Raw genomic sequence first — 21,594 nt, forward strand, 5'->3', positions numbered from 1 at the left:
CACGTTGCCGCGCGAAAACGTCGCCACGCCTCCGCGCAGGTCTTCTGCGGGCGGTTTCCGTCACTTCGCCCTCGTGGAACGTCGCCACGCCCCCGCACAGGACCTCTGCGGAGGCGTGGCGACGTTTCTCCGAGAAGAAACGTCGCGAACCGCCCGCTTACCGGCTCTGCGGGGCCTTTGCGACATTCGGCAGGGTGGGGCGGTGCTGTCCGAGATGCCCTTCCTTCTCGCCATGTCGGCCGGCGTCCCGGAGGCGGGGGGCGATTGTCGGTGATTTTTGGAGGACGAGCGAAGTAGCGGGCGTTTTCCGGTCACGGAAGGGCAGGTAGATGAACCGGCCAACCGGCCAATAGACGCGCTACCCCCCCGAAAATCACCGACAATCGGCGGATTCCGCTAGCTCGCTACCCCGCGAGGCCCGCAATCACCGAGCTCAGCGCGATCACCACGCCCACGATGGACTCGCCGCCGAGCACGCCGGAGGCCACGACCACGCCCTTCTCCTCGGAGTCCTCCACGCCGCGCGCCGCGCAGATGCGCTCGTAGACCCAGCGCACGCCTGCGCCGAGCGCCGCAGTGAGCGACATGTAGAACGGCAGGTAGACGCCCAGGCCAAACATCATCGCGGGCAGCCCGGCCCAGTAGAGCGCGATGCCGCCCAGAAGGCCAATCACAAAGCCCGGAACACTCGGGATGCCAGAGACCATCGTGGCCACCACGCTTGCCTGCGCGGAGACGAACATCTGCCCGGATCCAAAGGCGCCCGGCCCGTACGCGGAGAAGAGCGTGACCAGCACGGCCACGGCAACCACGGTGCCCAGAAGGGCTCCGATGGCCTGGCCCACCCACATGGCGCGCGGGCTCGTGCCGATGATGGCGCCGGTCTTGAAGTCGCTCATGACGTCGCCGGCAAGACCGCACGCCACGGCCACCACGCCGGCCACGTAGAAGAGCTGTACCTGGCTCGCGCTGGAGAACGCCGCCACGGCAAGAAGCACGATGAGGCCGAAGATCTCCATCGGGTCGATGCCCGTCTCGCCCACGGACTGCGCGCTCATGATCGTGGTCACAAAGGCCAGAAGCACCACGACCACCGCCACGACCGGCCCCAGTCCAAGGCCGATGCACACGAGCAGCGCCGCGGCGGCCACCATGAGGGCGAGCGTCCCGCGCTCGAGGCGGCTCCAGCTGGAGGCCGCGGACGCACCCGTGCCCTCGTCCTTCTCGCCCGCCGCACGGCGCCCGCGCAGCACGCGCGCCGCGTGGGGCAGGATGTCCTTGAGCACCACGCCCACGCCGGAGCCCATCATGAGGCCCATGCCCAGGCTGGAGACGATGCCCTGGGCCGTGGCCACGTCCCAGAGGCCCGCGGCGCTCCCGCCCGTGATGATGCCGAAGTTGCCCACGAGCGCGCCCAGGAACCAGAACGCCACGGCAAAGCCGCCCACGAGAAAGCCCACGGAGAGCATCTGCGGGGAGTTGTAGATCGCAAAGCTCACGCCGGGGATGGGGAGCTGCGCCACGAGCGTGGGCATCCAGCCCAGGGCGTCGCGGGCCACGCACCACAGGCCCGCCAGGCCCATGGAGCCAAAGAGCCGCTTGCCCGTGACGCCTCCCGTCTTGGTGGCCATGAGGGTCTCGGCCGCCGCGGTGCCGATGGGGTACTCGAGGTCGGACTCGTCGACGAAGCGCCGGCGAATCGCCGCGGTGCACACGAGGCCGAGCAGCGTGCCGGAGAGCGCCACGACGAGCATCTCGACCCAGCTGACCTCGTCGGCGAGGCCGAGCATCCAGATGCCGGGGATGGTGAAGGCGAGGCCTCCGGCCACCATGGAGCCAGCCGACATCACGATCTGCGTGACGTTGGCCTCGTTGAGGCTGCGGCGCCCGAAGGCCCGCAGCAGAAACAGCGCGACGATGGAGGTGAAGATGGTCGGCCACGGCAGCGCGCCCATCTTGAGGGCGGTGTAGACCGAGGACGCCGTGATGATGACGCAGCCGATGCACCCGATGGCAATGCCGACGGGGCTCAGCTGCCCGCGCCACGAGGCGCGAGAGCCGCTCTTGCTCATATGTGCTCCTTCGAATATCCGCTCCCCCTCATGGGGAGTCGGGTTTCTGGGACCGTCTGATTATGGCAGAAGCGGGGAGCGGGGGCGTCTAGGCTATGAAGTAAAATCTGGGGTGGCTGACGGCTTCACTTGGAGGACGCATGGCGCGTGGCGAGAAGAGCGCGGACGAGAAGAACCTGCTGGCGGTGGACGTGGGCAATACCCGCACGAGACTCGGGCTCTTCTCGGGCGACGAGCTCGTGGGGACGTGGGAGCTCACCACGCACGAGCGGCTCACGGCGGACGAGGCGCGCATGCAGCTTGCCCAGGTGCTCGCGCTGATGGGGAAGCGGCTCCCCGATGACGCCATCCTCGCCTGCGTGGTGCCCATGCTGACAGATGTCTGGCGTCGCGCGCTCGTCGCCAGCTGCTCCGGCCGCGCATACGTGGTGGGGCCGGGCCTCAAGACGGGCCTCAGGATGCGCTACGACGACCCCTCCGAGGTGGGCGCCGACCGCGTGGCGGACGTCGTGGCGGCGCGGGCGGACTACGGCGCCCCCGTGGTGGTCGTTGACCTGGGCACCACGACGAACTTCGAGGTTGTGGATGCGGAGGGCGCCTTTGCGGGCGGCATCATCGCCCCGGGGCTGGCCCTGGGCGCCCGCTCGCTCTCTGAGGCCGCCGCGCGGCTCCCCATGATCGAGCTGCGCGCGCCGGCGTCCGTCATCGGGCGCAACACGCGCTCAGCCATGCAGTCCGGCGTGGTCCTGGGAGAGGTGGCGCGCATCGAAGGCCTGCTCGACGCCGTGATGGGGGAGCTTGGGGCGGACGCCCCCGTCATCATGACCGGTGACGGCGCGGAGGCGATGGCCGCGCTCCTCCGGCACGAGGTCACCGTCGACGACGCGCTCACGCTTCGCGGGCTCTGGCATCTCTGGCGCGCAAACCGGCGCGGCTGATCGAGGCCGCAGCCATGCGTGACGCCGGTTTTCCGGAATTCCGGTTTGCGCATGGTGAGAAGGACGCGTAGCCTCGTTTTTCTCGCCCCGATGCGTGGAAATCCCAGGCTGCGCGTCCGATGGTTGCACGTTTTTCACGCGTAAGCTGGGATGTCAGGAATCTGGGGTTACGCGTTGCGGGGGCGAGGTCAGGACGTCTTGTCGTGAGGGGGGCCGGACATGCCGGGCAAGGTGACGCTCAAGGACATCGCGCGCGAGGTGGGACTCTCCACCACCGCGGTCTCGCTCGTGCTCAATGACCGGCCGTGCAAGATCTCCGAGGAGAGTCGCCGGCGCATCAAGGAGGTGGCGCGCCGCAAGCGCTACATTCCCAACCAGATCGCACGAAGCCTCGTGACGCGGCACTCCCAGACCGTGGGACTCGTGGTGCCCAACATCGAGAGCCGGTTCTTCTCGTCCCTTGCCCGTCGTCTTGAGCTGGGCTGCCGCGAGCGCGGGTACGTGCTGCTGATCACCAACTCGGACGAGTCGGCCGAGAACGACGCGGAGCTCGTGCAGCTGCTCGCCAACCGAGGCGTGGACGGGCTCTTTGTGGTGGCGTCAACGGATGAGGAGGGGCGCGCTGGCCTTGCGGCGACGCTCGACGCGCTGCCGATGCCCTGCGTGACGGTTGACCGCCTGGTGAGCGGCTGCTCCTGCGACCGCGTTGCCTTCAACAACGAGGCGGGCGGCTACCTGGCGTGCCGGTACCTGCTGGACGCGGGGCACCGGCGGATCGCGTGCCTTGCCAACTTGGCCTCGAACACCGGGCGCGAGCGCGTGGCGGGCTACGAGCGCGCGCTGCGCGAGTGCGGCATAGGGCCCGATCCCGCCCTCGTGCTGGAGAGCGCCTACTACATCCCCGCGGCCTACGATGCCGCCGCGCGTCTTGCGTCCCTGGACGCGACCGCCATCTTTGCCACGAGCGACAACATCGCGCTCGGCCTGCTGAAGCGCCTCTATGAGCGGGGGCTGCGCGTGCCGCGGGACTACTCGGTGGTGAGTTACGACAACTCGGCGGCCGACGTGCTCTTTGAGCCCGCGCTCACCTCCATCGAGCAGAACGTCGACGAGCTTTCCGCGGCGGCGCTCGACCTTCTGTTCCGGCGCATCGACGAGGCGGAGGCGGGGGAGCTGGGTGAGCCCGTGGCCCGGGTCCTCATGCCGCGCCTGGTAGTCAAGGACAGCGTCCGGGCGATTTGAGGCACGGCCAGAGCGGCACTGTGAAGAGATAAGGATAAATCGATTTACCTAACCAATCTCACGAAGATAAAACGTTTTACCCAATATACTGAAGCCGTTTGATGGGGCGCCCGACTGGGAGGGCGCACGAGAAAAGGAGCAAGCATGGCACAGCCCGTCATCGGAACCCCGTGGCAGAAGCTCAACGGACCGGTGCCCGAGGAGGAGCTCGAGGGCGTCGACCGCTACTGGCGAGCCTCGAACTATCTCTCCGTCGGCCAGATCTACCTGCGCAGCAACCCGCTGATGCGCGAGGGCTTCAGCCGCGAGGACGTCAAGCACCGCCTCGTTGGCCACTGGGGCACCACGCCGGGCATCAACTTCCTCTTTGGCCATGTGAACCGCCTCATCGCCGACCACCAGCAGAACGCGATCTTCCTCATGGGCCCCGGCCACGGCGGGCCCGCCGGCACTGCGCAGTCCCTGCTCGACGGCACCTATCGCGAGGTCCGTCCCGACATCACCGATGACGAGGCCGGCCTCCAGAAGTTCTTCCGCCAGTTCTCCTACCCCGGCGGCATCCCCAGCCACTATGCCCCCGAGACCCCCGGCTCCATCCACGAGGGCGGCGAGCTCGGCTACACGCTCTCCCACGCCTACGGCGCCGTCCTCGACAACCCGAGCCTGCTCGCGGTGGCCGTCGTGGGCGACGGCGAGGCCGAGACCGGCCCGCTTGTCACCTCCTGGCAGACCAACAAGTTCATGGACCCGCTCACGGACGGCATCGTGCTCCCGATCCTGCACCTCAACGGCTACAAGATCGCCAACCCCACGATCCTCGCCCGCATCTCCGACGCCGAGCGCGACGAGTTCTTCCGCGGCATGGGCTACCACCCGTACAACTTCGTCGCCGGCTTTGACGACGAGGACGTCTCCTCCATCCACCGTCGCTTTGCGGCGCTGCTCGAGGCCGTCTTCGACGAGATCTGCGACATCAAGGCCCGCGTGGCGGCCGGCGAGGCCTCCCGCCCGTTCTACCCGATGATCGTCTTCCGCACCCCCAAGGGCTGGACCTGCCCCAAGGAGATCGACGGCAAGAAGACCGAGGGCTCCTGGCGCGCCCACCAGGTGCCGCTGGCGTCCGCTCGTGACACCGAGGCCCACTTCCAGGTCCTCAAGGGCTGGATGGAGTCCTATCGCCCCGAGGAGCTCTTCGATGAGAAGGGCGCCATCCGCCCCGAGGTCACCGCGTTCATGCCCAAGGGCGAGCTGCGCCTGGGCGCCAACCCCAACGCCAACGGCGGCAAGCTCCGCACGCCCCTTACGCTCCCCGACACCCGCACCTACGAGGTGCCGGTGGCCGAGAAGGGCCATGGCTTCGGCGCCGTGGAGGCCACGCGCGTCCTCGGCGAGTACACGGCCGAGCTCATCAACAGCAACCGCGACGCCTTCCGCATCTTCGGCCCGGACGAGACGGCCTCCAACCGTCTGCAGCCGTCCTACCAGGTGACCGACAAGCAGTGGTTCGGCGGCGGCGTGTACGACGACCCCGCCAACGACGAGCACCTCTCGCCCGTGGGCAACGTCATCGAGCAGCTCTCCGAGCACCAGTGTGAGGGTCTGCTCGAGGGCTACATCCTCACCGGCCGCAACGGCCTCTGGAGCTCCTACGAGTCCTTCGTGCACATCGTCGACTCCATGGTCAACCAGCACTGCAAGTGGCTCGAGGCCACCGTCCGCCACATCGACTGGCGCGCCCCGATCTCCGGCCTCAACATGCTGCTCTCCAGCCACGTCTGGCGTCAGGACCACAACGGCTTCTCTCACCAGGACCCCGGCTTCGTGGACGTTCTTCTCAACAAGAACTTCAACAACGACCACGTGGTGAACATCTACTACCCGGCCGACGCCAACCTGCTGCTGGCTGTGGCCGAGCGTGCCTACCAGTCCACCAACTGCGTGAACGCGATCTTTGCCGGCAAGCAGCCCGCCCCGACGTGGCTGACCCTCGACGAGGCCCGCGAGGAGCTCGCCGCCGGCGCCGCCGAGTGGAAGTGGGCGTCCAACACCGCCGAGGGCGAGGAGCCCGACGTTGTTCTCGCCTGCTGCGGCGACGTTCCCACCGGCGAGGCCATGGCCGCGCTCGACCTGCTCGACAAGCTCGGCGTCAAGGTCCGCCTGGTCAACGTGGTCGACCTTCTCAGCATCCAGAACGCCTCCGAGAACGACCGCGCCATGTCCGACGAGAAGTTCGTCGAGCTCTTCACGGCCGACAAGCCCGTCCTCTTTGCGTTCCACGCGTATCCCGGCACGATCCGCCGCCTCATCTGGGACCGCCCGAACCACGACAGCTTCAACGTCCACGGCTACCAGGAGCAGGGCTCCACGACCACGCCGTACGACATGGTCCGCGTGAACGACATGGACCGCTGGGCCCTGACCGCGGATGCCCTCCGCATGGTCGACGCCGAGAAGTGGGCGGCGCAGATCGACGAGTGGGAGAAGTTCCGCGTGGAGGCCTTCCAGTTCGCCGTCGACAACGGCTACGACCACCCGGCCTTCACCGACTGGAAGTGGCGTGACGCCTCCGACGCTGGCGAGGACATCTCCGCCACGCAGATGACCGCGGGCGACAACGAGTAAGGAGCGCTCGCCTCATGCGCGCCTGAGGGGCCGCCCGTCCTTCTCCCCAGCTCGCTGCGCTGCGCGCAGGAGCGCTGGGCGAGAAGGACGGGCGGCCCGCGTCGTATGCCGCGAAGGTCGCCAGCCGCCGGGGGCTAGGGGAGCAGTGAGGCCTCGGAGCCGCCGCACATGGTGCCGTGGGCCATGTTGAGGGCGTCGATGAGCGGCAGGAGCCCGTCGAGGTAGGCGCTCATGTCGGTCATGACCACCATCACGTACGGCCCGCAGTCCGAGAAGACGACGCCGGCGTCATTGGTGGACGTGAGGTCGTTCTCGTCGGCGGGGTACCACCCCGGCTTGCTCCACACCTCGAAGCCGGCGCTTCCGCGCAGGAGGCTGCCCATCGGCGTGTAGTTGGTCTGCGCGAGATATCCGGCGAGCTCGGAGCCGCCCGCCTCGCCGGAGGTGCCAAAGCGGTAGATCTCCTGCCACACGGAGCAGAGCTCGCTTGCGGAGATCTCGGGATAGTAATAGTAGTAGCCGTCCCCGCTCGCGCCCTTGGCTCCGTGGGCGGCCAGCCAGTCGCCGAACGCGCGCAGCCCGAAGGCGTCGAGCAGCGCATGATAGGCGTCGTTCGACGAGTTGACGAGGCAGTCGCGCATCGTGGCGCCCATGCCGGCCGACCCGCCGTTGTTCTCGCAGACCATCGCGCAGTACGCGGCCTTGATGCTGCTCGCAGGGTAGAGGCGCTCGTCCGAGTTGCACCAGATGCCGTTGCCGGTGTTGAGGTCGAGCATGGCCACGGAGACCGTCAGCCCCTGGTTGCGCAGGTTGAAGACCTCGGCCTCGACGCGCTGGTAGGCCTCCGTGGCAAGAAAGCCGTCGGGCGCGGTGACGGTGATGCCGGACTCCGTCGTCGTGGTGCTGACGGGCGCGCTGAGGTCAAGCGAGTGCGTGGGCTCGGGCTCCGGCTCTGGTTCCGGCTCGGGCTCTGGTTCCGGCTCTGGCTCGGGCTCGGGTTCCGGCTCGGGCGCCGTCTCGTCGAGCACGACCTCGGCGACGGGTGCCTCCTCGGAGGCCTCGTTGGTCACCGCCTCGTTCTTCTCGCCTCCCGCGCATCCGGCGAGAAGAACGAGCGCGAGCAGCGCCGCCGCGCCCCCTCGAGCAATCGAGCCCGTCATGTCCGCCCCCTCGGTCGTAGCCCCACGTGGGTTCCATTATCGCAGGGGCGTCCGGAAGCCGTGCCCTCATCGCCGATTATCGTGCAGAATCTGGCACAGGTTTTTATATCAGCAGGCCAGTTTTTCGCGCGGGCACGATGCTGTGCGAGAAGCGGCGGTGCATCTGGGTCAAAAGCGACGGTCCTTATTGGACGTGACGCGCCTAAAACGTCACGTCTTCGTAGGCGAGTCCGAGGTCTTTCTCAGCGTGTTCGAGAAGGGCGGCGGGCGAGAGGGCCGGGATGTCCGACCGGGTGAAGTCAACCTCGTTTCTCGTGACGATGTAGTCCGCTCGCACCTTGCGTGCTGCCTGCCACACGACGCAGTCTTCGAAATCTTCCCAGCCTTCCGCCAGCGCGGCGTGGATATCCCTCTCGTCTATTGAGCAGATCTTTAGTTCGGGGAGCGCCCGCACAATCATCCTCTGCATCTCCGCGGCACCATGGGCCCTTGAGCCGACATGGAAGAGGTCCGTGTACGACTTTGCCGAGGTCCAAAGCTCGGCGTCGCGGAAGTACCTCATCACGAACAGGCGCCTGGCGTCATGAACGAACGGCTCTCTGCCCAAGAAGAAGTCCATGAGGACGCAGGTGTCAAGCAAGAGCCTCATAGTCCTCCTTGCGCCACCTGGCCATGGCCTCCTTGTACGAGCGGTCCCCCAGCTCGTCCCAAAACGAGGTCGGGGCGGGCGAGGACGTGGCGCAGAAGAACTCCGTCAGCTCAGCGCGCTGCTCGTTGTTGAGCGACCGCCTTGCAGGGGCGGGGGCGCTCCTGGCCGCGCGCGGAAGCTCTCCGGTAGCAAGGAGATACTCAAAGGCGGCATTGATGAGCTTGGTGGTGCTCGACCCCATCTGGGCGAGCATCTGGGCGGCCTGGCTCTTGATCTCAATGGGGACCCGAGCCGTGACGATGGAATCCACGGTTCCTCCTCCCTATAAGGTTCTGCCATTGTAATCGCGTATTACAAATTGGGCAAGCTGAGGAGCGGTCGTGATGCGAAAGTGCGGCGAGAAGGACCGGCGAGCGCGGCCCCGTCCACCCCGTCCGCCGTGGAGATGCTGTGGCACGCCCGGCGGCGACAACTTACTGCACAGGTTGTGCAATACTACGCACGCTGTGAAATAACGGCGATGCGGCCTGCTTGGAACCGTGTCGCGCCACCCACGTCGAAGGGACCGCATGCAGGAGTGCGTCCTCAGCACCGACCGCAGGAGCGTCCGCACGCGGCGAGCCCTGCGCCAGGCGCTCGCCAAGGAGATCTCCGCCACGGGCGACCTCTCCCGCGTCACGGTCACGGCGGTGACCGAGCGCGCCGGCGTCACGCGCCGCACGTTCTACTCCCACTTCCGTGACATCCCCGACCTCGTCAACCAGATCGAGGACGAGACGCTCGCGGAGTTCCGCGCGCCGCTCGCGCGCATCGCCGCCTGCCACCTCAACGACCTGCGCGCGGCCCTCGACCGCGGCGAGCCCGCGCCCGGCGCGAAGGAGCTGCTCGCGTGCGTGCGCGAGCGCGGCGACTATCTGCGCCCGCTCCTCGGCAACGGGGGTGACCCGGCCTTCGCCGAGCGCATCAAGGCGCTCGTGTACGAGGTGGTCGGCGAGCGCGCCCGCGACGGGCTCGACCTGCGCGCGCTCGGCCCCCTCTTTGACTACTACCTCACGTTTGCCATCTCCGCGGAGGTCGGCGTGCTGCTGCGCTGGCTCGAGGGCGGCATGCGCGAGAGCGTTCCCACGATGGCGCGCCTCATGACCGCCCTGATGTTCGTTCGCCCCGGCGACCTCTACGACAACCCCATCGACCTCGACATTCCGAGCTTTGCCCTGGCCGTCATGTGCTCCAAGGAGGACAACTAATGAGTAAGACCGCCTCTTCCATCCAGGCCGAGAAGGCCGCCCGCCGCCCGCTCGCCCTCAAGCAGGACGGCGCCGAGCTCTCGCCGGCCACGCCCGCCGACTTCTCCCACGCGCACCTGCGTCTGGGCATCGACGTGGGCTCCACCACGGTGAAGCTCGCCGTCATCGACGACAACGACAACCTCGTCTACGCCAACTACGAGCGCCACCACACGGACATCCGCGCCACGGCAAAGGAGCTCTTCGCCCGCGCCCGCAAGGTGATCGGCACGGCGCCGATGCGCGTCTCCATCACCGGCTCCGGCGGCATGCTGCTCGCCAGCTGGCTCGACCTCGAGTTCGTGCAGGAGGTCATCGCATCCAAGCGCGCCGTGGAGACGCTCATCCCGCAGACGGACTGCGCCATCGAGCTCGGCGGCGAGGACGCCAAGATCATCTACTTCGACAACGGCATCGAGCAGCGCATGAACGGCACCTGCGCCGGCGGCACGGGCGCCTTCATCGACCAGATGGCGAGCCTGCTGCACACCGACGCGGCGGGCCTCAACGAGCTCGCCAAGGACGCCACGCAGATTCACCCCATCGCCTCCCGCTGCGGCGTCTTCGCCAAGTCCGACGTCCAGCCGCTGCTCAACGAGGGCGCCAAGCCCGCCGACATCGCGGCCTCCATCTTCCAGGCCGTGGCCAACCAGACGGTCTCGGGCCTGGCGTGCGGCCACCCCATCCGCGGTCACGTGGCGTTTCTCGGCGGCCCGCTCCAGTACCTCTCTGAGCTCCGCAAGCGCTTCTACCTCACGCTCAACCTCGACGACGAGCACATCATCGTGCCCGAGAACGCCCACCTCTTCGTGGCCACGGGCGCGGCGCTCGCCGGGGAGTCCGAGAAGTACGTGACCTTCGACGAGGTCATCCAGCTGCTCGAGAACCTCAAGGACACCCAGGGCTCCGAGGTCGCGCGCCTCGAGCCGCTCTTCGAGAGCGAGAAGGACTACGAGGAGTTCAAGGAGCGCCACGACAAGCAGGTGGTCCCCAAGGGCGACCTTGCCACCTACCAGGGCCGCGTGTTCATCGGCATCGACGCCGGCTCCACCACGATGAAGTGCGCCGTGGTGGGCGAGGGCGGCGAGCTCCTCTACACCTGGTACGGCAACAACAACGGCGACGTCCTCGGCACCGCCCGTCGCATCATGGACGGCATCTACGACCTGCTGCCTGAGGGCTGCACGATCGGCCACGTGACCACCACCGGCTACGGCGAGCAGATCCTCATCGAGGCCCTGCGCGCCGACTCCGGCGAGATCGAGACCGTCGCCCACCTGCGCGGCGCCAAGGCCTTTGTCCCGGACGTCCAGTTCATCCTGGACATCGGCGGTCAGGACATGAAGTGCCTGCAGGTCAAGGACGGCGTCATCGAGCACATCATGCTCAACGAGGCGTGCTCCTCGGGCTGCGGCTCCTTCATCGAGAGCTTCGCCGTCTCCATGAACATGACCGTGCAGGAGTTCGCGCAGGCCGCCGTGGGTGCCAAGAGCCCGGTGGACCTCGGCAGCCGATGCACCGTCTTCATGAACTCCCGCGTCAAGCAGGCGCAGAAGGAGGGCGCGACCATCGGCGACGTGGCGGCGGGCCTCTCCTACTCCGTCATCAAGAACGCCCTCTTCAAGGTCATCAAGCTGCGCGACTTCGATGAGATCGGCCAGTGGTGCGTGGTCCAGGGAGGCACCTTCATGTCCGACGCCACCCTGCGCGCCTTCGAGCTCCTGACCGGGCGCGACGTCATCCGCCCGGACATCGCGGGCTGCATGGGCGCCTACGGCGCCGCCCTTCTCGCCCGCGACCGAGCCGGCGCCATGGGCACCTCCACGATCCTCTCGCGCGAGGACATCGACAACCTCAAGGTCAAGCACACCAACGTGCACTGCGGCCGCTGCTCCAACAACTGCCTGCTCACGATCAACGACTTCGGCGGCGGGCGCCGCTTCATCACGGGCAACCGCTGCGAGAAGGGCGCCGGCGGCTCCAAGGCCAAGAAGAACGAGGCCCCCAACCTCTTTGACTTCAAGAACAAGCTGCTCTTCGACCGTCCCGTGCTGGACCCCGAGGAGGCCCCGCGCGGCACGGTGGGCATCCCGCGCGCGCTCAACATGTACGAGAACTACCCGTTCTGGCACGCGTTCTTCACCAAGCTGGGCTTCTCGGTGGTGCTCTCCGACCAGACCTCGGCCAAGACCTACGACGCGGGCATCGAGTCCATGCCGTCCGAGAGCGTGTGCTACCCGGCCAAGCTCTCCCACGGCCACATCATGAACCTCATCCAGAAGGACCCCGACTTCATCTGGATGCCGTGCATCCGCTGGGAGCGCCAGGAGGACGATGGCGCCACCAACCACTACAACTGCCCGATCGTCATGAGCTACCCGCAGGCGCTGGGTCTCAACGTCGACGAGCTCGGCCAGGGCTCCAAGATCGAGTACCTCTCGCCGTTCATCCCGTACGACAAGAAGAAGGAGCTCAAGCGCCGTCTCTACGAGCTGGTCTCCGAGCAGCGCGAGAAGGACGCGGCGGAGGGCCGCGGCCGCGTGCGCGGCGAGCACATCACGCGCGCAGAGATCGACGAGGCCGTGAACTACGCCTGGGAGGCGGACCTCGAGTTCAAGGACGCCATGCACCGCGCCGGCGACGAGGCCCTTCGCTGGATCGAGGAGCACGACGCGCACGGCATCGTGCTTGCCGGCCGCCCCTACCACAACGACCCGGAGATCAACCACGCCATCCCCGAGCTCGTGCACTCCTTCGGCTTTGCCGTGCTCACCGAGGACTCCGTCGCGCACAAGATGACGCCCGAGCGCCCCATCCGCGTGATCGACCAGTGGATGTTCCACAGCCGCCTCTACCGCGCGGCGCGCTTCGTCGCCTCCCGCAACGACCTCGACCTCATCCAGCTCTTCTCGTTTGGCTGCGGCCTTGACGCCCTCACCACCGACCAGGTCCAGGAGATCCTCGAGGCCTCCGGCAAGATCTACACCGTCCTCAAGATCGACCAGGTGTCCAACCTCGGCGCCGCGCGCATCCGCATCCGCTCCCTCATGGCCGCCCTCACCGAGCAGCGCGAGGAGCTGCGCCGCGCCGCCAGCCAGGGCAGGGTCCGCGAGGTGGAGCCCGTGGGCGTCCGCCGCGCCGACGGCTCGCTCGAGCGCGCGCGCAAGACGCAGGAGGGCCGCGTGCCGGTCTACCGCGAGGCCGCCAGCGCCGCGTTCGAGAAGGTCCGCTACACCGAGGACATGCAGAAGAAGGGCTACACCATCCTCGTTCCGCAGATGGCGCCGATTCACTTTGACCTTATCGAGGCGCTCTTCAAGAGCTCGGGCTACAACGTGGTGCTGCTTCCCTCCGTTGACCAGGGCGCCGTCGAGGCGGGCCTCAAGTACGTCAACAACGACATCTGCTACCCCTCGATCCTGGTCACGGGCCAGATCATGGAGGCGGTGCTCTCCGGCAAGTACGACCTCTCGCGCCTGGCCGTGATCATCACGCAGACGGGCGGCGGCTGCCGTGCCACCAACTACATCGCCCTCATCCGCAAGGCCCTCAAGGACTCCGGCCACCCGGAGATCCCGGTGATCAGCCTCACCGCCGCCTCTGGCCTGGACGAGAAGAACCCTGGCTTTGACGTCCTCAAGAAGCCGGGTCTGCTCATGAAGGCCGTGAACGCCCTGCTCTACGGCGACCTCATCATGCAGCTGCTCTACCGCGTGCGCCCCTACGAGGCCGAGCCCGGCGCGGCCGACGCGCTCTACGACCGCATGATGGCCGAGGCCAAGGGCGTCATCGTGGCGGGCGGCTCCAAGCGCTTCTACGACCTCTGCCAGCGCACCGTCGACGCCTTCGAGGCGCTGCCGCTCGTGAACGACCGCTCCAAGCCGCGCGTGGGCGTGGTCGGCGAGATCCTAGTCAAGTTCCACCCCACGGCCAACAACCAGGTGGTCAAGGTCATCGAGCAGGAGGGCTGCGAGGCCAACGTGCCCGGCCTCGTTGACTTCTTCCTCTTTGGCATGACCAACGCCATCAACACCAACGCCGAGCTCGGCACCAAGGCCACGAGCCGCATGTCGCACATGGCGGGCATCAAGCTCATCGAGGGCCTGCGCGAGCCCATCAACAAGATGCTCAGGAAGACCACGCGCTTCCAGGAGTACCCGGACATCTTCGAGCTCGCGGCCAAGGCCGAGCAGGTGCTCTCCCTCTGCAACACGATGGGCGAGGGCTGGCTGCTCACGGCCGAGATGTGCGACCTCATCGAGACCGGCACGCCCAACATCGTGTGCTGCTCGCCGTTCGCGTGCCTGCCCAACCACGTGGTGGGCAAGTCCGTCATCAAGCGCCTGCGCCAGATGCACCCCGAGAGCAACATCGTGGCAGTTGACTACGACCCCGGCGCCTCCGAGGTCAACCAGCTCAACCGCATCAAGCTCATGATCTCCGTGGCCAAGGAGAACTTCCGCAACAACCGCGGCGGCGGCTTCAGGCTTGAGAACCCTGCCGACCCCACGCTTGGCGAGGACTACGGGATTCCGCTCTCCGCCGAGCAGCGTGCCCGCCTGGCAGACATCAAGGCCCGCGCCAGCGTCGACTAGCGGTGTGACAGGGGGGTGGGGTGGTCGTTGCCGCCTCGTCCCCCTGTCGCGCCTCTGCGTAACGTCACGGCGGGGCGGTGACAACCCCTCCGTCCCCGTGTCACAATGGGTGTACACGAGGGAGGGGAGATGCGATGGCAGTCCGGCTGGTGTTCATGGATCTTGACGACACGTTCGTCTCGCCGGACAAGACCATCACGGCGGACAACCTGCGAGCCCTCGACCTCGCTCACGAGCGGGGCGTGGGCGTCGTGCCCTGCACGGGAAGAAGCGCCGCCGGAATCCCGGACGAGCTCGCCTCCCACCCGAGCGTGCGCTACGCCGTCTGTGCGGGCGGCGCCGTCATCTACGACCTGCGGGCCAATGAGGTTCTGCGCGAGCTTGCCATCGACAAGGACCTGATGCTCGACCTCTATGGCGCCGTGCGTGACCTGCCCGTCACCTTTGACGTGCTCGCGGACGGCGTCGTGCGCACCCCGCGCGATCGCTGGCCACTGCTCGACCGCATCGCCGTCAGCGAGCCAACCCGCCAGCAGGTGAAGTCCGTGCGCGTCCCCTACGACGGGACGGTCGAGGAGCTCGTCTCAGGCGCCGGGAGCGTCGGGCGCGTCAACATCTTCTACCTCACCGAGAAGGACCGCAAGGCCGTGTGGGACGCCGTCGACGCGCGGCCGGCGCTCTGCCGCTCGTCGTCGCTGCCCTGCAACGTCGAGGTCACGCGCGCGGACGCCACCAAGGGGACGGCCCTTCTCTGGCTCTGCGAGCGCCTGGGCGTCTCGCCCGAGGACACGGTGGCCTTCGGCGACTCCACCAACGACGTCCCCATGCTCCTCGTGGCCGGGGACGGCGTGGCCATGGCAAACGCCTGCCCGGAGTGCCTCGCCGCAGCCGACCACGTGACGGCGTCCTGCTCCGAGTCCGGCGTGGCGCGCTACCTGGAAAATCTGTTTTTAGCCTAGCCCACGCATAAAAGGGGACGGGTTATTTCGCTCAGAGATTTTGGGACAGGCCTGGAGCGCCAGGCCTGTCCCAAAATCTCTGAGCGAAATAACCCGTCCCCTTTAGCAGGCCAGAATCTAGATTTCGCGTTTATTCCTATGGACTGAGGGTCTTTTATGCGCGGAGGACGAACGTGCGGCAAGTCTGGTGTGGCATGTTGCTTGGAACCAATGCTGTGGGGTGAACAGCTCCAGTTCCTAGAGCATCACCCAAGGCAGGCGCGACTCGGGCACTATGATGCCGAGAAGAACGATGAGCGTGACGGCGATGATCGCGCCGAGCACGAACTGCATGATGACGTTGCCGGTGTTGCGGCCCGCCTTGCGCTTGATGACGAAGGCGGTCTGGGAGCCGTCGGCCGCCTCGAGCGCGTCGCGGAACGCCTTGGCGCGCTGCGCGCGCGGGCCGCGGCGCTGCCAGACAAGGGCGAGCAGCCCCACGATCAGGACGGCCTCGGTGACGCGGATGGCGATCTGCAGCGCGCTGGGGTCGGTGTGGGAGAGGGCGATGAGGACGAGGGCGCAGGCGGCGGTCACGACGGAGACGACGCCCATGACGGCCGTCTCGTAGGTCTCGGTCCCCTCGATGACCTTGACCATGAGCTCCTCGTCCTTCTCGATGAGGCGCGGAATCTTGACCTTGAGGGCCATGGCGAGCGAGAGCAGCTGCTCCTGACCGGGGAACTCCTGGCCGCTCTCCCAGGCGGCGACGGTCTCCTGGCTCACGCCAGCCTTCTCCGCCAGCTTGGCCTGCGACCAGCCGCGCCCCTCGCGCAGCTTGGTGACCGTGGACCCAAACTCCATGCCAGCTCCTGTCGTAGGGGGCCTGTGTTGGGCACATTCTTGCGCATAAGTATGGAGAAAACGTGAAGAATGGAATCAGATTTTCAGATAATATTCAGAAAAATAAGAAGAATATGCATACAGAAATGAGACTCAAGAAGTGATACTTAGGAACAAATCTGCAGAACCGTTTCAGGTTGAGCTTAACACAGGACTACAAATCGAGTAATGAGACGCTGCTCAATGAGGTCGATTTATGAAAACCACAGATAGACGGCTCGTAGTATTGAAAGCTGCTCTTATTCCGATCTGGATTCCCCAGATGATTTCAATATGCAAAAATTGTGAATTGACGCCATATTTTGAAAACAGAATATGCAGACCTAGAATCTCACCAACGGAATCGAACAGAGGAGGCAGGTATGTGCGAGCTCGTTCTTCCCAAGGTGACCGTCATTCTCCGCGGCTATGAGACCAAGCAGGTCCTCACCGTCGTGGAGCAGCTCGTCGGCACCAAGGTCAACTCCATCGAGGTGGCCAGCAACTCCCCGCACGCGATGGAGTCGATCGCGGCGGCGCGCAAGGAGTTTGGCGCCGAGGTCCACGTCGGCGCCGGCACGGTGAAGAACGCCGAGCTCGCCCGTCAGGCCATCGCTGCCGGGGCCGAGTTCATGCTCTCGCCGATCATGTTCACCCGGGAGATCTTCGACCTCGCCAAGGAGGCCGGCGTTATCACCGTTCCTGCCGCCTTCAGCCCCACCGAGATCCAGAAGATGATCGACATGGGCGCCGACATCGTGAAGGTCTTCCCGGCCGGCCAGCTCGGCCCGGACTACCTCAAGGCCGTCCAGGCGCCGCTCGGCAAGCTGCCGCTCATGGTCGTCGGCGGCGTGAACGTCGCGAACGTCCAGTCCTACTTCGACAAGGGAGCCACCTACGCGGGCATCGGCTCCGGCATCTTCGACCCCGCCGACATCGAGGCGTGCGACGCCCCCAAGCTCGCCGCGTCGATCAAGAAGCTCGAGGAGAGCGTCGTCTGGTAACGGGTCGCGCGCGGCCCCCAAAACAGAGAAGGAGAAGAGCATGGCAGATCTGAGCTTTGACAGCTCCCTCGTCGTCCGCATCGACGAGGAGGGCCTCAGCTGCGAGGACGTGGAGCGCCGCCTGGCGGGCGTCCTCGAGGAGCAGGGCTACGTGAAGGACACCTACGCCCAGGCGATCGTCGACCGCGAGGCGAACTTCCCGACCGCGCTCGACATGGGCGGCCTCAACGTCGCCATCCCGCACTGCGACGTCGTGAACGTCAACAAGGCGGCCATGTGCATGGGCGTCCTGGCCAACCCCGTCGACTGGCACAAGATGGACGAGCCCGATGAGACCTGCAAGGTCTCCGTCGTGTGCATGCTGGCTCTCACCGAGGCCCACGCTCACCTCGAGATGCTCCAGAAGGTCATCGCCTTCGTCCAGGACCAGGAGCTCGTCGGCAAGGTCATCGCAGCGCAGGACGCCGACGAGGTCTTCTCGCTCGCCGGCTCGCTGCTCGTCTAGCAGCCCGTCCCACCATCAGGCAAGAGGCGCACCACAGGGGTGCGCTCAAGGCTCTCTGTGAGAGAAAGGAACAAAAAATGGCAAAGCGTGTTCTCGTGGCCTGCGGAAACGGCGTCGCCACCTCCACTGTCGTCGCCGCCAAGATCAAGGACTACTGCGCCGACCACGGCGTGGCGATCCAGGTCACCCAGTGCAAGATGCTCGAGCTCCACGACAAGGCCAACGACTACGACCTCGTGGTCACCTCCGGCAAGTTCAAGGACGCCGACGTCAAGACCCCGATCATCATGGCCATCGCCCTGCTCACCGGCATCAACGAGCAGGCCACGCTCGACAAGATCGTCGAGGCGCTCAAGGACTAGCTGACGCCCCGCGGACACGTCCGCTGGCGTGCGGGTCCCGTCGCCCCGCGCTCTTCTCGACCGTCCTCAATGTGAGAAAGGAAAGGCATGGACGCATTCCTCGAGACAGCAGCCTCTGTCTTCCAGGCGCTCGTAGACGCCGGCGCCTACGTCATGCTGCCGATCATCATCACGATCATCGGCCTCGTCTTCCGCATGAACATCGGCAAGGCGTTCAAGAGCGGCATCACCATCACCTGCGGCTTCGTGGGCATCAACCTGCTCGTGAACCTGCTCAAGTCCGCGGTCTCCCCGGCCGCGAGCGCGATGGTCGCCAACTTTGGCCTCAACCTCGACGTCACCGACGTGGGCTGGGGCGCCATCTCCTCGGTCACCTGGGCCTCGCCGATCGTGGCCTTCCTGGTCTTTGAGATCCTGGGCATCAACATCTTGATGCTCGTCCTCAAGCTCACCAAGACCATGGACGTCGACATCTGGAACTACCACCACATGATGATCGCCGGCATCCTCGTCTTCTTTGTGACGAACAACATCGTCTGGGCGCTCATCGCCACGGCCTTCACCGCCGTCATGACGCTCAAGTTCGCCGACTGGACGTCGCCTCTGATCGAGCACTTCTTCGGAATCCCCGACGTCACGCTCCCGACGATCTCCTACACGTCGTCGATCATCATCGCGGCGCCGCTCAACTGGGTCTTCGACCGCATCCCCGGCCTCAACAAGGTCAACCTGTCCATCCGCAACGTCCAGAAGTACCTGGGCATCTTCGGTGACCCCATGATGCTGGGCCTCATCCTGGGCTGCGCCATGGGCGCCCTGGCCCTGATGCCGATCGACCAGATCTTCCTCACGGGCGTCAACGTCGCGGCTGTCATGGTCCTCATGCCCAAGATGACCGCCATGTTCGTCGAGGGCCTTATGCCCATCTCCGACGGCGCCCAGAAGTTCACGACCAAGCACTTCGGCGGCCAGTCGCTCTCCATCGGCCTTGACGCCGCGGTCGTCGTGGGCAACCCCGAGGTCATCACCACGGCCCTCATCATGATCCCGATCACGATCTTCCTGGCCTTCGTCCTGCCGGGCAACCGCATGATGCCGCTGGCCGACCTCTCGGTCGTCACCTTCCGCGTGGCCCTCGTCGTGGCCCTGTGCCGCGGCAACGTGTTCCGCTCCATCATCATCTCCATCCCGGTGATGGCCGCGATCCTGTACGCCGGCACCTTCGCCGCGCCGTACCTCACGGGCCTTGCCACCTCCACCGGCCTCTCCTTCGACGGCCAGATCGCCTGCATGGCCGGTCCGTCGCTCACGCAGACCGCCATCGTCTTCTGGACCTGCATCTCCGAGAACGCGATCATCCTCGTTCCGGTTGCCGTCGCCATCTTCGTTGCCGTTTGGATCCTCGTGGAGAAGAAGATCGGCATGGAGAAGATCGAGGCCTACGCGGCCGAGTACGAGGAGATGGAGTAGTCGTCCATCTCAGCTGAGGTGGTGGGTGCCGCCGACGGGGCGGCGCCCACCTCATACCCATAGGGGGAAACCATGGAACGTGCTATTGACAAGCTCGAGCCCTTCCAGCGCGCCATCTCCAAGGCCCACCTGGCCGCGGCCGGCGTCGCCGTGGACTCGCTCGAGAACCCCGACAAGCCCCTCATCGCGATCGCGAACAGCTGGAACGAGGTGTGCCCGGGCCACGAGCCGCTCAGGAAGCTGGCGGAGGAGGTCAAGAAGGGCGTCCTCGAGGCCGGCGGCGAGCCGATCGAGTTCAACACGATCGGCATGTGCGACGGCATCGCCCAGGGCCACGCGGGCATGCGATACTGCCTGCCCCACCGCGAGATCATCGCCGACTCCTGCGAGGCCATGATCGTGGGCGAGGGCTGCTTCGACGGCGTCGTCTACCTCGGCAGCTGCGACAAGATCATTCCCGCCATGCTCATGGCCGCGGCCCGCATCGACCTGCCCTCGGCGCTCGTGACCTGCGGCCCGTGTTACGACGAGATCAAGCCGTCCGAGTCCAAGGCACTGCGCGCCCGCTTCCTGGCCGGCGAGGCCACCGAGCGCGACGTCATCGAGGGCACCCTGCGCTACTACACCGGCCCCGGCGTCTGCCCCTTCCTGGGCACGGCCAACACCATGGGCTGCCTGACCGAGGGCCTCGGCATGATGCTGCCCAACGGCGCGCTGTGGCCGTCGTCCACGAGCCAGCGGCGCTTCTCGGCCCGCCAGACCGGCGCGGCCGTCGTCGACCTCGTCCGTCGCGGCATCAAGCCGTCCGACATCATGACGCAGGCGGCGCTCGACAACACCGTCAAGCTGCTCGCCTCCATCGGCGGCTCGCTCAACGCCCTTATCCACCTGCCCGCCCTCGCCGCCGAGCTCGGCCTGGAGTGCACGTGGACCCAGGTGGCGGAGATCACCTCCAAGACGCCCGTCATCTGCAACGTCGTGCCCAACGGCGACATCTCCTGCGTGAACCTCTACAAGGCCGGCGGCATCCCCGCCGTCCTGGAGACCATCGCGGGCGACCTCGACACGTCGGTTATGACGGTCACGGGCAAGACGCTCACCGAGAACCTCGTGACCTCGGTGCTGCGCTGCGACCGCTCGGTCATCCGCACCCAGGACGACCCCGCCTCCGTCGCCAACGGCATCCAGGTGCTCTACGGTAACCTCGCGCCCGAGGGCGCCCTGGTCAAGACGAGCGCCGTCCCCGTCGACCAGCACGTCTGGAGCGGCACCGCGATGGTGTTCAACTCCGAGGAGGAGGCCTTCGAGGCCTACAACGCCCATGCGATCAAGCCGGGCACGGGCGTCATCATCCGCTACGAGGGCCCCAAGGGCGGCCCCGGCATGAAGGAGCTCCACCGCGTCACGGAGATCATGAAGGGCATCCCCGACTCCGCCGTCATCACCGACGGGCGTTTCTCCGGCGCCTCCGGCGGCCTCTCGGTGGGCTACCTCTGCCCCGAGGCCTTCGACGGCGCGCCGATCGCGCTCGTCGAGAACGGCGACAAGATCAACATCGACCTCACCAAGAACCTCATCGAGGTCGAGGTCAGCGACGAGGAGTTCGCTCGCCGCAAGCAGGGCTGGAAGCCCGTCATCCACGAGAACGGCGGCCACCTGCTGGCCCGCTACGCCAAGCAGGTCAGCTCCGCTAAGACGGGCGCCGTTATCGAGTAGGCCGGACAGCCGGCCCTTGCCCAGGCCGGGCGGCGTCTTGGGAGATGGCGCCGCCCGGCTCTGTGCATCCCGTCGAAACGCCTGCCCGCGGGAAATGTTCCGCGACCGGAGGGTAAAATACCCTCCTGTCACTACACATTTTGGAAGGGGGCA

16 protein-coding genes are annotated in these 21,594 nt (G+C 66.5%); 11 read left to right on the top strand and 5 right to left on the bottom strand.

What is annotated here, in order from left to right:
- Positions 1 to 404 precede the first annotated feature (404 nt).
- A complete protein-coding gene (locus tag E0L17_RS03530) occupies positions 405 to 2,072 on the bottom strand; it encodes an OPT/YSL family transporter (RefSeq protein ID WP_167929874.1) in 1,668 nt (555 codons plus the stop codon).
- A 140-nt stretch (positions 2,073 to 2,212) separates the two neighbouring features.
- On the opposite strand from E0L17_RS03530, the gene E0L17_RS03535 reads away from it, so the two are divergent.
- From E0L17_RS03535 to E0L17_RS03545, 3 genes are all read left to right on the top strand, one after another.
- Positions 2,213 to 3,010 carry a type III pantothenate kinase gene (locus tag E0L17_RS03535; RefSeq protein ID WP_167929875.1) on the top strand — a complete coding sequence of 266 codons (798 nt, stop codon included), beginning with the start codon at positions 2,213 to 2,215 and terminating at the stop codon, positions 3,008 to 3,010.
- A gap of 219 nt (positions 3,011 to 3,229) precedes the next feature.
- Positions 3,230 to 4,252 (top strand): LacI family DNA-binding transcriptional regulator, encoded by a 1,023-nt coding sequence (locus E0L17_RS03540; protein ID WP_167929876.1) that lies wholly within the window; start codon positions 3,230 to 3,232, stop codon positions 4,250 to 4,252.
- A 144-nt stretch (positions 4,253 to 4,396) separates the two neighbouring features.
- Entirely contained in the window at positions 4,397 to 6,874 is a 2,478-nt protein-coding gene (locus E0L17_RS03545; RefSeq protein WP_167929877.1) for a phosphoketolase, read from the top strand.
- A 134-nt stretch (positions 6,875 to 7,008) separates the two neighbouring features.
- Here the strand turns inward: E0L17_RS03545 and E0L17_RS03550 are convergent, their stop codons facing one another.
- The 3 genes from E0L17_RS03550 to E0L17_RS03560 all read right to left on the bottom strand — a co-directional run bounded on the left by E0L17_RS03550 (position 7,009) and on the right by E0L17_RS03560 (position 8,993).
- Positions 7,009 to 8,034, bottom strand: coding sequence for a serine hydrolase (locus E0L17_RS03550; RefSeq protein WP_167929878.1), 1,026 nt, complete (start codon positions 8,032 to 8,034; stop codon positions 7,009 to 7,011).
- A gap of 202 nt (positions 8,035 to 8,236) precedes the next feature.
- A complete protein-coding gene (locus E0L17_RS03555; RefSeq protein WP_167929879.1) occupies positions 8,237 to 8,683 on the bottom strand; it encodes a PIN domain-containing protein in 447 nt (148 codons plus the stop codon).
- A complete protein-coding gene (locus E0L17_RS03560) occupies positions 8,667 to 8,993 on the bottom strand; it encodes a hypothetical protein (RefSeq protein WP_167929880.1) in 327 nt (108 codons plus the stop codon). Before E0L17_RS03560 ends, E0L17_RS03555 begins: the two co-directional genes overlap by 17 nt.
- 259 nt (positions 8,994 to 9,252) lie before the next feature.
- On the opposite strand from E0L17_RS03560, the gene E0L17_RS03565 reads away from it, so the two are divergent.
- The 3 genes from E0L17_RS03565 to E0L17_RS03575 all read left to right on the top strand — a co-directional run bounded on the left by E0L17_RS03565 (position 9,253) and on the right by E0L17_RS03575 (position 15,523).
- The gene (locus tag E0L17_RS03565) at positions 9,253 to 9,930 is read left to right on the top strand and encodes a TetR/AcrR family transcriptional regulator (protein ID WP_167929881.1); all 678 of its coding nucleotides are present in this window, start codon (positions 9,253 to 9,255) and stop codon (positions 9,928 to 9,930) included.
- A complete protein-coding gene (locus E0L17_RS03570) occupies positions 9,930 to 14,564 on the top strand; it encodes a 2-hydroxyacyl-CoA dehydratase (RefSeq protein WP_167929882.1) in 4,635 nt (1,544 codons plus the stop codon). The genes E0L17_RS03565 and E0L17_RS03570 overlap by 1 nt, the downstream gene beginning before the upstream one ends.
- 134 nt (positions 14,565 to 14,698) lie before the next feature.
- On the top strand, positions 14,699 to 15,523 hold the full coding sequence (locus E0L17_RS03575; RefSeq protein ID WP_167929883.1) for an HAD family hydrolase: 825 nt from the start codon (positions 14,699 to 14,701) through the stop codon (positions 15,521 to 15,523).
- 237 nt (positions 15,524 to 15,760) lie between these two features.
- Here E0L17_RS03575 and E0L17_RS03580 read toward each other — a convergent pair whose 3' ends face one another.
- Positions 15,761 to 16,366 carry a helix-turn-helix domain-containing protein gene (locus E0L17_RS03580; protein ID WP_167929884.1) on the bottom strand — a complete coding sequence of 202 codons (606 nt, stop codon included), beginning with the start codon at positions 16,364 to 16,366 and terminating at the stop codon, positions 15,761 to 15,763.
- 401 nt (positions 16,367 to 16,767) lie between these two features.
- Between E0L17_RS03580 and E0L17_RS03585 the strand changes: the two genes are divergently transcribed.
- From E0L17_RS03585 to ilvD, 5 genes are all read left to right on the top strand, one after another.
- A complete protein-coding gene (locus E0L17_RS03585) occupies positions 16,768 to 17,388 on the top strand; it encodes a bifunctional 4-hydroxy-2-oxoglutarate aldolase/2-dehydro-3-deoxy-phosphogluconate aldolase (protein WP_167929885.1) in 621 nt (206 codons plus the stop codon).
- Positions 17,389 to 17,428: 40 nt separating this feature from the next.
- Complete coding sequence (locus tag E0L17_RS03590; RefSeq protein ID WP_087314354.1) at positions 17,429 to 17,893, top strand: PTS sugar transporter subunit IIA; 465 nt, start codon at positions 17,429 to 17,431, stop codon at positions 17,891 to 17,893.
- Positions 17,894 to 17,970: 77 nt separating this feature from the next.
- Positions 17,971 to 18,255, top strand: coding sequence for a PTS sugar transporter subunit IIB (locus E0L17_RS03595; protein WP_072374520.1), 285 nt, complete (start codon positions 17,971 to 17,973; stop codon positions 18,253 to 18,255).
- Positions 18,256 to 18,342: 87 nt separating this feature from the next.
- The gene (locus E0L17_RS03600) at positions 18,343 to 19,725 is read left to right on the top strand and encodes a PTS galactitol transporter subunit IIC (protein ID WP_167929886.1); all 1,383 of its coding nucleotides are present in this window, start codon (positions 18,343 to 18,345) and stop codon (positions 19,723 to 19,725) included.
- A gap of 72 nt (positions 19,726 to 19,797) precedes the next feature.
- The gene (gene ilvD / locus E0L17_RS03605) at positions 19,798 to 21,441 is read left to right on the top strand and encodes a dihydroxy-acid dehydratase (protein WP_167929887.1); all 1,644 of its coding nucleotides are present in this window, start codon (positions 19,798 to 19,800) and stop codon (positions 21,439 to 21,441) included.
- Positions 21,442 to 21,594 lie beyond the last annotated feature (153 nt).

The organism is Olsenella sp. SW781 (genome assembly GCF_012027725.1).
Taxonomy (GTDB): domain Bacteria; phylum Actinomycetota; class Coriobacteriia; order Coriobacteriales; family Atopobiaceae; genus Thermophilibacter.

Coding starts and splice junctions, on each gene's coding strand:
- E0L17_RS03530 (WP_167929874.1), bottom strand. CDS start 2,072: ATGAGCAAGAGCGGCTCTCGCGCCTCGTGGCGCGGGCAGCTGAGCCCC.
- E0L17_RS03535 (WP_167929875.1), top strand. CDS start 2,213: ATGGCGCGTGGCGAGAAGAGCGCGGACGAGAAGAACCTGCTGGCGGTG.
- E0L17_RS03540 (WP_167929876.1), top strand. CDS start 3,230: ATGCCGGGCAAGGTGACGCTCAAGGACATCGCGCGCGAGGTGGGACTC.
- E0L17_RS03545 (WP_167929877.1), top strand. CDS start 4,397: ATGGCACAGCCCGTCATCGGAACCCCGTGGCAGAAGCTCAACGGACCG.
- E0L17_RS03550 (WP_167929878.1), bottom strand. CDS start 8,034: ATGACGGGCTCGATTGCTCGAGGGGGCGCGGCGGCGCTGCTCGCGCTC.
- E0L17_RS03555 (WP_167929879.1), bottom strand. CDS start 8,683: ATGAGGCTCTTGCTTGACACCTGCGTCCTCATGGACTTCTTCTTGGGC.
- E0L17_RS03565 (WP_167929881.1), top strand. CDS start 9,253: ATGCAGGAGTGCGTCCTCAGCACCGACCGCAGGAGCGTCCGCACGCGG.
- E0L17_RS03570 (WP_167929882.1), top strand. CDS start 9,930: ATGAGTAAGACCGCCTCTTCCATCCAGGCCGAGAAGGCCGCCCGCCGC.
- E0L17_RS03575 (WP_167929883.1), top strand. CDS start 14,699: ATGGCAGTCCGGCTGGTGTTCATGGATCTTGACGACACGTTCGTCTCG.
- E0L17_RS03580 (WP_167929884.1), bottom strand. CDS start 16,366: ATGGAGTTTGGGTCCACGGTCACCAAGCTGCGCGAGGGGCGCGGCTGG.
- E0L17_RS03585 (WP_167929885.1), top strand. CDS start 16,768: ATGTGCGAGCTCGTTCTTCCCAAGGTGACCGTCATTCTCCGCGGCTAT.
- E0L17_RS03590 (WP_087314354.1), top strand. CDS start 17,429: ATGGCAGATCTGAGCTTTGACAGCTCCCTCGTCGTCCGCATCGACGAG.
- E0L17_RS03595 (WP_072374520.1), top strand. CDS start 17,971: ATGGCAAAGCGTGTTCTCGTGGCCTGCGGAAACGGCGTCGCCACCTCC.
- E0L17_RS03600 (WP_167929886.1), top strand. CDS start 18,343: ATGGACGCATTCCTCGAGACAGCAGCCTCTGTCTTCCAGGCGCTCGTA.
- ilvD (WP_167929887.1), top strand. CDS start 19,798: ATGGAACGTGCTATTGACAAGCTCGAGCCCTTCCAGCGCGCCATCTCC.